The sequence below is a fragment of the bacterium Scap17 genome (assembly GCA_013376735.1).
GTDB lineage: Bacteria > Pseudomonadota > Gammaproteobacteria > Pseudomonadales > Halomonadaceae > Cobetia.
In genome coordinates this window covers 2461647-2474697 of record VINJ01000001.1, presented here as the reverse complement: position 1 = coordinate 2474697, position 13051 = coordinate 2461647, and the positions used below count along the sequence as shown (strand labels likewise).

General features: G+C 61.6%; 10 protein-coding genes and 1 pseudogene. 1 reads left to right on the top strand and 10 read right to left on the bottom strand.

Annotated elements, in window-relative coordinates; all coding sequences use genetic code 11:
- Window positions 1-72: 72 nt before the first annotated feature.
- The 6 genes and pseudogenes from FLM52_10515 to FLM52_10490 all read right to left on the bottom strand — a co-directional run bounded on the left by FLM52_10515 (window position 73) and on the right by FLM52_10490 (window position 5966).
- On the bottom strand, window positions 73-984 hold the full coding sequence (locus FLM52_10515; protein ID NVN56220.1) for a 2OG-Fe(II) oxygenase: 912 nt from the start codon (window positions 982-984) through the stop codon (window positions 73-75).
- Between the two features lie 213 nt (window positions 985-1197).
- Window positions 1198-2891: pseudogene (locus FLM52_10510) on the bottom strand (L-lactate permease).
- A gap of 355 nt (window positions 2892-3246) precedes the next feature.
- On the bottom strand, window positions 3247-3951 hold the full coding sequence (locus tag FLM52_10505) for a hypothetical protein (GenBank protein ID NVN56219.1): 705 nt from the start codon (window positions 3949-3951) through the stop codon (window positions 3247-3249).
- 154 nt (window positions 3952-4105) lie between these two features.
- Complete coding sequence (locus FLM52_10500; GenBank protein ID NVN56218.1) at window positions 4106-4510, bottom strand: DUF1232 domain-containing protein; 405 nt, start codon at window positions 4508-4510, stop codon at window positions 4106-4108.
- Window positions 4511-4729: 219 nt separating this feature from the next.
- Window positions 4730-5455 carry a pirin family protein gene (locus FLM52_10495; protein NVN56217.1) on the bottom strand — a complete coding sequence of 242 codons (726 nt, stop codon included), beginning with the start codon at window positions 5453-5455 and terminating at the stop codon, window positions 4730-4732.
- Between the two features lie 49 nt (window positions 5456-5504).
- Window positions 5505-5966, bottom strand: coding sequence for a DoxX family protein (locus FLM52_10490; GenBank protein NVN56216.1), 462 nt, complete (start codon window positions 5964-5966; stop codon window positions 5505-5507).
- 131 nt (window positions 5967-6097) lie between these two features.
- On the opposite strand from FLM52_10490, the gene FLM52_10485 reads away from it, so the two are divergent.
- Window positions 6098-7039, top strand: coding sequence for a LysR family transcriptional regulator (locus FLM52_10485; GenBank protein ID NVN56215.1), 942 nt, complete (start codon window positions 6098-6100; stop codon window positions 7037-7039).
- Between the two features lie 15 nt (window positions 7040-7054).
- On the opposite strand, the gene FLM52_10480 is transcribed toward FLM52_10485, so the two are convergent.
- The 4 genes from FLM52_10480 to FLM52_10465 all read right to left on the bottom strand — a co-directional run bounded on the left by FLM52_10480 (window position 7055) and on the right by FLM52_10465 (window position 12864).
- The gene (locus FLM52_10480; GenBank protein NVN56214.1) at window positions 7055-8080 is read right to left on the bottom strand and encodes an L-threonine 3-dehydrogenase; all 1026 of its coding nucleotides are present in this window, start codon (window positions 8078-8080) and stop codon (window positions 7055-7057) included.
- Complete coding sequence (locus FLM52_10475) at window positions 8077-9315, bottom strand: glycine C-acetyltransferase (GenBank protein NVN56213.1); 1239 nt, start codon at window positions 9313-9315, stop codon at window positions 8077-8079. The genes FLM52_10480 and FLM52_10475 overlap by 4 nt, the downstream gene beginning before the upstream one ends.
- 124 nt (window positions 9316-9439) lie before the next feature.
- The gene (locus tag FLM52_10470; GenBank protein ID NVN56212.1) at window positions 9440-10951 is read right to left on the bottom strand and encodes a Na+/H+ antiporter NhaC family protein; all 1512 of its coding nucleotides are present in this window, start codon (window positions 10949-10951) and stop codon (window positions 9440-9442) included.
- A gap of 434 nt (window positions 10952-11385) precedes the next feature.
- Entirely contained in the window at window positions 11386-12864 is a 1479-nt protein-coding gene (locus tag FLM52_10465) for a hypothetical protein (protein NVN56211.1), read from the bottom strand.
- Window positions 12865-13051: the final 187 nt, after the last annotated feature.

Here is a 13051-nt window from a genome sequence, read left to right as displayed (position 1 = left end):
CGATCACATGACAACGACAAAGGGGGCCTATCAAAGGCCCCCTTTGTCGTTTTTGTTCGATAGCGATATCCATCAGAACGGAGCGTAATCATCCTGTTCAGCGCTCGAGGCGACCCAGCGATCCTCGGCAGGTATCGCCCGACGCTGGGCGCTCTGCGGCGGTATCTGGCCTCGTTCACCATACAGCCACAGCACGAGGTTGGAGCGCTGTCCGCTGGTGATCGGCTGCGGGGCATGCGGCACGTTACCGCGATGCAGCATGGCCGAGCCGGGCGTGAACGAGAAGCGCACCGCATCACCGCTGGCGGCATCGAGAACGTCCAGTTCAGAGCCCTCGAAGGGCTCGTCCGGCAGGTTCATGTTGATGTTGAGCGTCACGGATGAGGCATCGGTATGCGGTCGAATCGAGGCGTCCGTGGTGGGCTGATAGTGGATCGAGAAGCCGAAGGTCTGGCCATCGTAGCCCATGATCTCCGGGAACAGCATGCGGGAGATCGGGCGCATGTAGGTGTCGAGCAGCTGCTGGTAGAACGCCTGGAAATTCGGTGCCGCCAAGTAGCCCTGTGAGCGTTGGTCGAGCATCGCGCCGCGTCGATTGAGCACGATGCCATACGGCGGGCGTAGTGGAATGCCGGCGTCCCATGCCTGCTCCAGCAGGTTGCGCAGGTCAGCGATGCGTTCGGGATCGAAGAGCTGGAACTGATAGACGTCAGTGGCGACTTCGGTCATCAGCGCCTTGACGTCCGTCTCGCGCTCGGGATTCTCCCACGCCTGCTTGACGGCAGTGCGCAGCGCCTCGTCGATCAAGGTACTGTCGAGGATGGCGAGGTCGTCTTGCTCGACGGCTTCCCATTCACGCCAGGCGTCACTCAGCAGCTGACGGTGATCGTCCCAGAATTGCTGGACGGAGGGCGCGCGCCGCAGCATGGCCTCGCGGGAAGGCAATTCGAGCTCGCGGGCCTGTTGTAATCGGGTAGGGTGCAATACAGAGTGGGTCATGGGGTATCTGCTCCAGAAACTTGCGGTATGAGGGTTGGCGTTTCGGTGATGTTGGGCAATTTATTACGCCGCACCCTGTTGATAAACAGCCCTCTGGAGTAAACACATTCAATATCTCGTTGATGATCTCCACACGACAGCAGGCCTGCACACAATGCGGGCCTGCTGTCGTCTGCCAGAGTAATACGCGGTGTGCTGTCAGCCCATCAAGCCGTCGATCACCCCCAGGCCGTGGAAGGCAATCATGCCGATGAGGCCAGCGAAGATCACGTAGTAGAGCGTCGGCAGGATCGTCTTGCGCAGCGTGACGCCTTCGCGACCCAGGAGGCCGACGGTTGCCGAGGCGGCGACCACGTTGTGGATGGCGATCATGTTGCCGGCAGCCGCGCCGACCGCCTGGAGGGCGACCATCATGGCGCTGGAGATGCCCAGGGCCTGGGCGACGTTGAACTGGAAATCGGCCAGCATCAGATTGGAGACGGTGTTGGAGCCTGCGATGAAGGCCCCGAGGGCACCGACACTCGGCGCGAACAGCGGGTAGATATCGCCCACGCCATCGGCGATGAACTGCGCCATCGCCACCGGCATCGACACCAGATCCGCCTCGTTGACGCCGGAATTGATCAGGATGCGCACCATCGGAATCGTGAACAGCAGCACGAAGCCTGCGCCGAGGATGGTGCGGCTGGATTCGCTGACGGCAGCACTGACATCGCGCATGCGCATGCGGTGCAGCACGATGGTCAGCAGTACCACCACCACTAGAATACCGCCGGGCAGGTACAGGGGCTGCAGACTGCCGGAGATGTCACCCTCCCCGAGAATGCCGCTCCAGCCGAAGCTCCAAGAGGTCAGTGCTTCCTTTATCGGTGCGATGACGCGCGACATCACCAGCAGCACCGCGAGCAGCACGTACGGCAGCCACCCCATGCCGACCGAGAGCGGTTGCGGCCCTCGACGGGCACAAGTGTCATGTCCAGCTTGCCGATCCACTCCGCGGGCCAGCTGTCAGCGTTCGGGAAGTCCCAGGTCCGGCTGGGCAGCAGGAAGCCCTTGCGCGCCGCCGGTACCACGATGGCGAGCCCCACCATGGCGCCGATCATCGACGGGAACTCCGGCCCCAGCAATATGCCGGCCAGTACGTAAGGCACCACGAAGCAGACGCCGGCAAACAGCGCGAAGGGGGCGACTTCCAATCCTTCACGCCAGGAGCGATTGGCACCGAAGAACCGCACCATCACCGCAACCATGATCAACGGCATGCAGATGCCGATGATGCCGTGAGTGATGGCGACTTCAGACGTCACCAGCTGGAAGTAGGCATCCCAACTCGAGCCATTCGCGGCCAGTGTCTCGCTGATACCGGCCTTGTCGAGGCCACCGGAAACCCCGACCACAATGGGCGTGCCGACGGCGCCGAAGGAGACCGGTGTCGATTGCACCATCATGCCCACCACGACCGCCGCCAGGGCCGGGAAGCCCAGCGCCACCATCAAGGGAGCGGCGACGGCGGCGGGAGTGCCGAAGCCGGAGGCCCCCTCGATGAAGCAGCCGAACAGCCAGGCCACGATGATGGCCTGTACGCGGCGGTCCGGGCTGATGCCGGAGAAGCCGTTGCGTATTGCGGCAATGCCGCCGGAATGTTTGAGGGTGTTGAGCAGCAGCAGGGCGCCGAAGATGATCCACAGGATCGCGACCGTCAGTATCAGCCCCTGCAGGGACGAGGCCAGTACACGAGTGAAGGTCATGTCCCAGGCCAGCAGTGCGATCAATGCAGTGACCACGAAGACGATGGGCATGGCGAGGCGGGCGGCCATGCGAAAGCCGATCAACAGCACCCCGGCGAGCAGCAATGGCACAAAGGCCAATAGTGCCAATAGCGACTGATTCATGTGCAGCACTCTCCCTATGTTGCGTGGCGAACATCGTTTGGAAGTCTTTGTTGCTGGATGGGTGCGTTGTCATGTCGCACCTGACGCTAGCTCAAGGTAAGAGAGTCCATTTGTTTCTGCTACTTGAGGTCATCTGGTATTACCAGTGGCTCAACAAAATTTCCTGGTCATCAAGTCATTGAATCTGTTGATGAGTTTTTTAGTTTTGTCAGTGAAGACCTATGCAGAAAAGCTATCGAAGTTAGACTAATAGTCACTTACGACAACGCCTCGTCAGCATGGCTGGCGAGGCGTTGTCGTGATGTGACATATAGGAAGTCGAGTGTTGCCAGTGCGTGCTTGATCTGGCTCGCTGTCAGCTATCGCTGAGCACGACGGCAAGTTCTGGGCTCGGGCGGCTGGCGTTGACGAAGAAGTCATTCATCGTCAACAGCAGGTACTTCTTCATCATGTTCTGGGCCGGCAGGAAGATGCGATCGCCGAAGTCGAAGTTGCCTGCCTGGTGAGGCACGGAGTCCTGAACGGCGTAATCCTTGCTGTAAAGCAACTGCTCGTTCTTGTCGTAGAGACGATACTGGACATCGAAATCGGCAATGATATCGAAATCCTCGTTGGCGACGCCGAAGGTCAGCAGATTCTTGGTCAGGTTCTGGGCGATCAGGTAATCAAGATAGACAGGGCCACGATTCTCATGGGCCTGGATTTCCACCCGCAGGCGGTAGTCGCTGGCACGCGCATCATGGGTGATGCGCGAAGACGCGGGCAATTGCTCACGCAGCAATTGATCGAAGTGGGTCATCGCCGGTGAACAGATGCGCGACAGCTTGATGTTGCCCAGTGGTTGCATGGCCTGCTGGGCTGCGCCAGAAAACAGGTTGGCCTGTGGTTGGCTGTAATAGACGTCGGAATAGAACACCTTGTGCTGGTAGGCCTGCGCTTCCACTGGCGCGACCTTCGGGACATCGATCTGCGCGCGCGATGCGCAGCCGGCCAGCATCATGAGGGCGGTGCCCGCGACAGCGAGTTTCATCAATGGCTTGGGCATTCGAGTGACGGGCATATGACGAATTCTCGGGCGTGGCGAAGTTGTCGCTAACCGTAACATGCGCATGTCATGAGGCTAAACACGGGCCAGACAACGCCTTTCAACCTTTGTCAACTTTTGTTGAATAATGTTGCATTTGTCTATGTGAAGGCTCGCAAGAGGCGTCAGCTCAGTCGAACCAGCGCTTGAGCACCTTGTCCGCGCGTGCGCGATGTTCCGGCTTGATATGGGCCGCCACGATGGCTACCGCGCCCGCCATCAAGGTGATGTCATCGGTGTAACCCAGCAGGGGGGTGAAGTCCGGCAGGGCATCGATGGGGGAAATGAAGTAGCCCAGCGCGCCGTAGATGGTGGTTCTGGCCCAGACAGGGGTATCGGAATCCTGCGCCGCGAAATACATGCGCAGGGCGGGATTGAGTGCTGTCTGGCCGGCCTTGCGGGCGACCGACGAGACCTTGTGCCAGAAACCTTCCTCGCTGTACTCGGAGGCGTGGGCCGTGAGGGGCTGTGCATCCGGTGCCGGCAATCCGGGTGTCTCGGGTGGAGTGGACGTAATGGTCGTGTCCTTGCTCATTGGGTTTCCTCCGTCAGCTCACGAGGATGGCGATGACGGCCAGCCTCGCGCTTGATCGTATCATGACTCCCTATGACAGATGTCGCCCAGCCACGTTCCCTGCCAGGTGTTCTCCCATGCGGACATGCCATAACGACGCCTCCCCGCCGACAGTCATATGGGCGGGGAGGCGTCGTGGGTCTAGAGGACAATCATGGCCCGATGCCATCAAAGGCCGGCTCAAGCGGGCAGGTCGAACAGCAGCGCATGCAGACCTCGCGCCTCATCGAGAGTGGCCTCGGGTTCATGATCCAGCGTGACGGCATCCCCCGCGGACAGTGGCAGGCTCTGCTGACCCTTGCCCTTCAGTGTCGCCGACCCGTCGATGACGTGCAGATAGTAGCGGCGCTCGCTATCCAGCGGCAGTTCCAGTGCTGCGCGCTGCTCGTCATTCCCTTGCAGGCCGATGCGATACACCCGGGCATCCTGATTGATGGTCAGCATCCCAGGCGCGGCTTGCGCCGGTGGTGCGATCAGCAGGGTGAGACCGTCGCGGGCGACGAAGGGCTGCTGTTGATAGCGCGGCGGCAGCCCCTTGGCCTGTGGCGTGATCCAGATCTGCAGAAAGCGCAGCGGCTCGAGGGACGAGGCGTTGTACTCACTGTGTTCAATGCCCGTCCCGGCACTCATCAGCTGGACTTCGCCCGCCCCCAAGGTGTGCCGTGAGCCCATGCTGTCGCGATGCTCGATGTTGCCTGACAGCACATAGCTGATGATTTCCATGTCGCTGTGCGAGTGCGGATCGAAGCCCGCGCCCGGCGCCACGTGGTCATCGTTGATTACGCGCAATACGGAGACGCCCATGTGAGCCGGGTCGTAGTAGCTGGCGAAGGAGAAGCTGTGGCGGCTTTCCAGCCAGCCAAATCGAGCATGACCGCGTTCTGCCGCTGCTCGTAACGTGAACATGGCAACCTCCTCAGAGTGTCGTGGTGTCTGCCGGTAAGTGAAGCAGGCTTCAGTCTTCGCGCACAGCGTTGCTGCCCGGTTGCAGTATCCGGTCAAGGGACAGCTTGCCGCCGCCGGTGATCGCCAGGCTCGCCGCGATGGTCAGCAGTGCCAGTCCGTATTCGTAGCCGTTGTTGCTCATGAACAGGCCATTGCCGATATGCACGGTCAGGATGGCGACCAGCATGGTGAAGGCCAGCACGGCAGCCGCCGGACGTGTCAGCAGGCCGATCAGGATCGCCAGTCCGCCGAAGAACTCGCCGCTGCCGGACAGCAGCGCCATCAGATAGCCGGGTTCGATACCGATGGAGGCCATCCACTGACCGGTGCCTTCCAGACCGTAGCCGCCGAAGGCGCCGAACAGTTTCTGTGAACCGTGGGCCATGAAGATGATGCCGGTCGGGACACGCAGCACCAGGCTTGCGAGGCTGGAATCGGTGGTCATCAGGCGAGAGAGGGCAGACTTGAACATGTGTGGCTCCATTGATCAGGGGATATGAGGTTTTTCAGATCAGTGTGTTTGATCGATGGAGCTACTATAGAATGCGGCTTATCAAAAAAATAACGGAGGATTCTGGTCTAAATAATCAGAATTTTTGAACCATGGTCTCACCCATCACACTCGACGCCCTGCGCGTGCTGGATGCCATCGAGCGACGCGGCAGTTTCGCCGCGGCCGCCGAGACACTGCATCGCGTGCCCTCGGCGATTTCCTATTCGGTCCAGAAGCTGGAGGAAGAGCTGGGCGTGCCGCTGTTCGATCGCTCGCGTCGCAAGGCTGAGCTGACTGATGCGGGCCACCTGGTGCTGGCGCATGGGCGGCGCATTCTGCTGGCCACCGAGGAGATGACGGCGCTGGCGCGTCAGGCGGGAGCTGGCTGGGAGGTCGAGCTGCGTATCTGCGTCGATACCATTCTTGATCCGGAGGCGCTCTATCCGCTGTTGGAGGAATTCCAGGCCATCCAGCCGCGCACGCGGGTGGTGTTGAGCGAGGAGGTGATGGCGGGTGCCTGGGATGCGCTGCATGACAATCGCTGTGATCTGGTGATCGGCGTGCCCGGCGAGCCACCGGTGTCGGGGCTAGCGTGCCGGCGGTTCGGCGCAATAGAGCCTGTCTTCGTCGTGGCGTCAGATCATCCGCTGACCCGGCTGACGCAGCCGATTGCCATCGAGGCGCTGCAGGAGTATCCCACCGTGATCGTGGCGGACAGTTCGCGCAGCCTGCCCGGCCATTCTTCCGGTTTGCTGGATGGCCGCAGTCAGATCATTGTCAAGACCACGGCGCAGAAGATCGAGGTTCAGCGCAAGGGGCTGGGGGTCGGCTATCTGCCGCGGCATCGAATCCATCGCCAGTTGGAGGAGGGCAGTCTGGTCGTGCTTTCGCTGGAGACGCAGCGCGCGCCGCTCGATCTCTCGCTCGCGTGGCGCAGTGGTCGTCAGGGCAAGGCGCTCAAATGGTTCCTTGAGCGCCTTGCCGCCCCCGGCATGGGCGAGACCTTCGGACTGTTGCCGCGCGAGGCGACGACTGACTTGCGTGGAGACTGACACGAACAGACGCCCTCAGTCCCAGTCGAGCACTACCTTGCCCGACTGACCGGAGCCCATGATCTCGAAGCCCTGCTGGAAGTCTGCGACGCTCAGGCGATGGGTGATGATGGGCGAAAGATCCAGACCTGACTGGATCAGGCTGGCCATCTTGTACCAGGTCTCGAACATCTCGCGGCCATAGATGCCCTTGATGGTCAGCCCCTTGAAGATGACCTTGGTCCAGTCGATGGCCATCTCGCCGGGCGGAATGCCCAGCATGGCGATCTTGCCGCCATGATTGATGACATCGAGCATCTGCTCGACGGCGGAAGGCACGCCGGACATTTCCAGCACCACATCGAAGCCCTCATGCATGTCGAGCTCTGCCATCACCTCCTTCAGGGATTCGCGGCTGACATTGACGGTGCGGGTCGCGCCCATCCGCTCGGCGAGTGCCAGTCGATAGTCATTCACATCGGTGATCACCACGTGGCGAGCCCCGATATGGCGGATGACCGCCGCCGCCATGATGCCGATGGGCCCGGCACCGGTGATCAAGACGTCCTCGCCGACCACATCAAAGGCCAGTGCCGTATGCACGGCATTGCCGAAGGGATCGAAGATGGCTGCCAGGTCATCGCTGATTTCATCCGGCAACTTGAAGAGGTTGTAGGCGGGCAGGGCGAGGTATTCGGCGAAGGCGCCGGGACGGTTGACGCCCACGCCCTCGGTATTGCGGCACAGATGACGACGCCCCGCGCGGCAGTTGCGGCAATGGCCGCAGGTGATGTGTCCTTCGCCCGAGACACGGTCGCCGATCTCATAGCCGCGCACCTCGCTGCCCAGTGCGACGATCTCCCCTGCATACTCATGACCGGTGACCATCGGCACCGGCACGGTCGCCTGCGACCACTCATCCCATTGATAGATGTGCATGTCCGTGCCGCAGATCGCGGTCTTGCGGATCTTGATCAGCACATCGTTGTGGCCGATTTCCGGCACGGCCGTCTCGGTCATCCAGATGCCGGGTTCGGCCTTGAGCTTGGCCAGCGCCTTCATGCATCACCTCCCGTCGTGGAGTCGATCACGCCCATCTCGCGGCCGATGCGCGTGAAGGCGGCAATGGCCGTCTCGATCTGCTCCGGGGTATGCGCCGCCGAGATCTGGGTGCGAATGCGCGCCTGTCCCTTGGGCACCACCGGATAGGAAAAGCCGATCACGTAGATACCGGCCTCCAGCAGGCGATTGGCGAAGTCGCCCGCCAGCCGTGCATCGCCGATCATCACCGGAATGATGGCGTGACCGGCACCCGCGAGGGTGAAGCCGGCCTCCTGCATGCCGCGACGGAAGCGTTCGACGTTCTCCCAAAGCTTCTGGCGCGCCTCGGCGCTGTCCTCGACCTTGTCCAGCGCCTTGAGGGTCGCCGCCACGATGGGCGGCGCCAGCGAATTGGAGAATAGATAAGGGCGCGAGCGCTGGCGCAGCCACTCGACGATGGGCCCGCGTGCGGCCGTCACGCCGCCCGAGGCCCCGCCCAGTGCCTTGCCGAAGGTGGTGGTGATGATGTCGATCTGGTCCATCACGTCATGGTATTCGTGGCTGCCACGCCCGTTGGCCCCTACGAAGCCGGTGGCGTGGGAGTCATCCACCATCACCAACGCATCGTAGCGTCTGGCGAGCTCGCAGATGCCCTTGAGATTGGCGATCACGCCATCCATCGAGAAGACACCGTCGGTGGCAATCAGCTTGAAGCGTGCGCCAGCGGCGTCCGCCTCCTTGAGGCGGGCCTCGAGTTCGCGCATGTCATTGTTGGCATAGCGATAGCGGCTGGCCTTGCACAGGCGCACGCCATCGATGATGGAGGCGTGATTGAGCGCATCGGAAATGATGGCGTCTTCAGGGCCGAAGAGTGTCTCGAACAGGCCACCATTGGCGTCGAAACATGAGGAATAGAGGATGGCATCGTCCATGCCGAGAAAGGCCGCGAGGCGCTTTTCCAACACGCGATGTTGATGGTGAGTACCGCAGATGAAACGCACGGAGGCCATGCCGAAGCCATCACGCTCCAGCGCCTGCTGCGCGGCCGCGATCAGCTCGGGGCTATCGGCCAGGCCCAGATAGTTGTTGGCACAGAAGTTGATCACCTCCGACCCTTGCCCCTCGCGTTCATCACCGCTCGCGACTCTGAGGCTGGCACGCTGGGGCGAGGTGATCTCGCGCTCCTGCTTGTAGAGACCTTCTTCTTGCAGTTCATTGATCTGACGGCTGAGGTGGTCGTGGAAACTGGCTGGCATGCGTCACTCCTGTCTGTCGTTGTCCTGTTCGTTTCCGATGGACGCTGAACGCCTGCGGGAAACGTGATGGCACAGGCTTTCAGCGTAGTCGGGGTCTGTCAGCGGCGTGGTGCGGATCGGGCGCTCAGCTGGCCGGGTGCTCCTTGAGTTCGTTGCCATCCTCGTCCTCAAAGGTCAGCCCCCAGCTGGTAATGGCAGCCAGCAGCATGATGGCCACGAGGAACCAGCCCTGGAAGACAAACGGGAAGACGGCGGTCGGCGAGACGGTGGGCAGCCAATCGTAGGTGCCCTGCATGGACTGGATTGTCGACCAGCCCAACAGCACCGGTGCCCCCCAAGGGAAGATGTAGCCCAGTGCGGAGGTCACGGCGTCCAGCATGTTGGCGCGGCGATAGCGATGGATGCGGTACCGGGTGCCCAGCGCACGCACGAAGGGCGCGGCCGCGATTTCGGCGGCGGTATTGATGGTGATGGCGCTGTTGAGCAGCGCCACGATCCCCCAGATGGCCAGCTCGGCGCGGCGCATGGATTGCTTGATCCAGCGCATCAGCAGGCGCGTGACATGCTCCATGGTGCCGCCGAGGGTCATCAGGTGGGCCGCACCGACGATCAGCAGGATCAGGATGCCCATGTTGACGTAACCTTCGACGCCGCGAACCAATGCGCCAGTCATGACGCCATCGGCCTCGGAATCGAAGGCGATGATCTGTGGCAGGCTGCCGGTGCCGGCGATCAGCATGACAGGAATGGCGAGCAGGATGCCCCAGGTCAGAGAGGTCAGCAGGTGCTGTCCACGCAGTGCCAGTATCAGTACCAGTGCAAAGGGCGCCAGCATGATCAGTCCCGCTGGATCGGCGGCCTCCTGCATCGATTGAACCGCCGCGGGGTCGGTGACTCCGCCTTGCTCGCTGCCGCCGAAGATCACGAACAACGCCAGCGCCGGCAAGGCTGCTGCAATCGAGTACTTGAAACGGCTTTTCACCACGCCGGGGACATCCGCGCCTTGGGTCGTGGCGGAGACGATGGTGGTGTCTGACACCGGGGCCAGGTTATCGCCGAAGATGGCACCGGACAGAATTGCGGCAAACAGCAGGGTGGGATCACCGCCCACCGCGATACCGGCCGGATACATCAGCGTGCAGAAGGCGACCGTGGTGCCGTAACCAGTACCGACAGCGGTCGAGAACACGGCTGCGAGCAGGAAGGTGAGCCCGACGAACCAGCCCCCGGTCATGTCCGAGATGCCGCCCAGCCAGACGAGCCCTTCGACCAGTCCCCCGACCTGCAGAACCTGAGCGAACATCCCGGCATAGAACCAGGCGACGATGGCGACCACCCCGATGGGCTGCGTCAGCCCATCGAACAGCCCGTTGGCATAGTCCTCCCAGCGACTGGTGCAGAAGAACAGACCGAGGGTCAGCCCGAACAGTGCCCCCATGACCAGGCCGATTTCAGAGGACAGCCCCAGCACGCTGGTCGTGATTGCCCAGACGACAAAGAAGATCAACGGGATGGCGGCGCCCCAGGCACCGAAGCGGAATGTCAGCGAAGGGGAGCCAGGCGCTACGTGTGATGCGTCATTGGGCGGGTGAGCAGCGTTCTGCTGCCCAGGACTCTGCTGTGAAGTCGGGGACATGTCATTACCTGTCTACGTCATTGTGATTGTTGGGTGACGACTTGAGGCAGTCGCTGGGCAAGACGATCTTCCGAATGGCAAGGCACTTGCTTCACCTTGCATCGGATTGCACTCGGCACATGCCAGAGCGCAATGGCGATGTCCGCATGGCCTTGTCAGCAATACAAACGCCAGCAAGGCTTGTGGATGTTTGATGTCTTTCCAGCATGAAGCGCTGAAAATCCAGCGTTCTGCCAGTCATTTCAGCCTATCAGTGTGTGCTGATGGACTGTCAATGCGGCGAAGGCGCAAGACGTGTCGTTCGTGGCGGGTAGCGAAAAAAGGTGTCCATCAGACGTGACACGGCCCTGCACCTCATTCGAGGGCAGGGCCGTTGTGTTGGGCAGACGGCATCGCACTAGTGTGCGCTGCGGATCACCTCACGCCATGGCGGTTCAGCGCTGAGCGAGTGTCGCCGGTGCCGGGATTGCCTGGGAGGCCCGATCACGTCGTACGCGGATCACGAAGGCGATCACCAGGGCGAAGATGCCGAAGGCGACGGGGATGGCGGCGACCGAGATCAGGCTCAGGAGGGTCTTGTAGACATCGCCGCCCAGCCAGCTGACCACGACGGCCAGGGCGGCCATGGCGATGATCCAGAAGGCGCGTGAGCGTTTGACGGTCAGCATCTCGCACACCAAGCCCGCGGAGTCGGCGCTGGTGATGAAGAACAGCAGGATGTTGAGCGTCAGTATCAGTGAGAGGATACCGGTGGTGTCGATGGTATCGATCAGCTTGAACACGTCATCGACGCCCAGGCTCAGACTGCCGAGACCGAACACCACGAACCACAGGCATGAGAACAGGGTCGGCACCAGCATCACGCCCAGTACCATGCCACGCAGGGTGCGGCCCTTGGAAATGCGGGCGATGAAGACGCCGGTGAAGATGAACCAGCCATACCAGGCCGCCTCGAAGGCATACAGCCAGTCAGCCAGCCATGTCTTGCGCTCCGGATCGCCCAGGCCGATATCGGTGGCCATTGCGGGGTACTTGAGCAGGTATTCCGGCACCAGACGCACGAAGGTGGAGAGGATGTCGCCGGGGACGGTCAGCACCAGTGCGCCGATCATCAGAATGATGGCGAATAGAGTGTTGTAGTTGCTCAGCCACTTGATGCCGCGCTTGAGGCCCGAGGCGGAGGAGACGATAGCGCACATGGCCAGTACACAGATGATCAGGGTCGGGCTGAACTCGATGCCGACCAGCTTGACCAGCCCCTGCTGGATCGGGGTGGTCGCGTAGGTGAAGGACAGCGACAGGCCGATGACGGTGGAAACGACGAGGCTGACAAGGTTGAGCTTGCTCCACAGGCCGTTGCCCAGCAGTTCTTCGGCGGGCTTGGCCATCTGCATGTTGTACATGGCGTGGGCGAATAGCGCGCCGATGGCCAAGTAGCCCGCCCAGGCGAGCAGGCCCCAGTGATTGAAGGCGTTGAGCAGCGCCATGTCGGTGCTCTGTCCGGCATCGGTATGATACTTGGGCTCCAGCACGCCCCATGTGAGCAGGCCGATACCCATGCCAGTGGCGAACAGCATGCCCATCCAGCTCAGGGTATGGAATTCCGGTTCGCCTTCGCCGAAGCGCAGTTTGCCCAGTGGGGTAAAGCAGACCGCGACCAGCAGCAGCGACACGGCAAAGGCCGGCCAGGTGAAGATGAAGCCGAAGTTGCCGATCACCGAGGTCTTGACGGCGTCCAGGGCCGCGAGAAATCCCGTCGGGAAGAGGGCGGCGGCGCCGATCAGCAGCGTGATGACCGCGACGGTGGCGATCGAGGTCAGGTACTTGCCCTTGGCGGAGTCTGTGTCCCCCAGGCCGCAGACGGAATCCGTGGTGGCCTCGGGCTGGCGGGAGGAGGAAGTGTCGGTCGTCATGAGAGCGCGATTCCTGAAGTTGTTGTTGTCGAACTGGCAAGCTGGCGGCAGCAATAAGTCGTCAAGCGAGGGCAGATAACGATGGCTGACTCCTGTGGGTGGCAAGGACCTCATAAGCCTATCCTGCCCTCTGGTGAATTTTTGTTTATTGACGACCAGTATTTTCCATAACACGACATTATGTGTT

What these genes read in the sequence shown, in the direction of transcription:
- FLM52_10470 (NVN56212.1), bottom strand. Translation starts at nt 10,951, where the DNA reads ATGTCCCCGACTTCACAGCAGAGTCCTGGGCAGCAGAACGCTGCTCAC.
- FLM52_10465 (NVN56211.1), bottom strand. Translation starts at nt 12,864, where the DNA reads ATGACGACCGACACTTCCTCCTCCCGCCAGCCCGAGGCCACCACGGAT.
- FLM52_10485 (NVN56215.1), top strand. Translation starts at nt 6,098, where the DNA reads ATGGTCTCACCCATCACACTCGACGCCCTGCGCGTGCTGGATGCCATC.
- FLM52_10480 (NVN56214.1), bottom strand. Translation starts at nt 8,080, where the DNA reads ATGAAGGCGCTGGCCAAGCTCAAGGCCGAACCCGGCATCTGGATGACC.
- FLM52_10490 (NVN56216.1), bottom strand. Translation starts at nt 5,966, where the DNA reads ATGTTCAAGTCTGCCCTCTCTCGCCTGATGACCACCGATTCCAGCCTC.
- FLM52_10505 (NVN56219.1), bottom strand. Translation starts at nt 3,951, where the DNA reads ATGCCCGTCACTCGAATGCCCAAGCCATTGATGAAACTCGCTGTCGCG.
- FLM52_10495 (NVN56217.1), bottom strand. Translation starts at nt 5,455, where the DNA reads ATGTTCACGTTACGAGCAGCGGCAGAACGCGGTCATGCTCGATTTGGC.
- FLM52_10500 (NVN56218.1), bottom strand. Translation starts at nt 4,510, where the DNA reads ATGAGCAAGGACACGACCATTACGTCCACTCCACCCGAGACACCCGGA.
- FLM52_10475 (NVN56213.1), bottom strand. Translation starts at nt 9,315, where the DNA reads ATGCCAGCCAGTTTCCACGACCACCTCAGCCGTCAGATCAATGAACTG.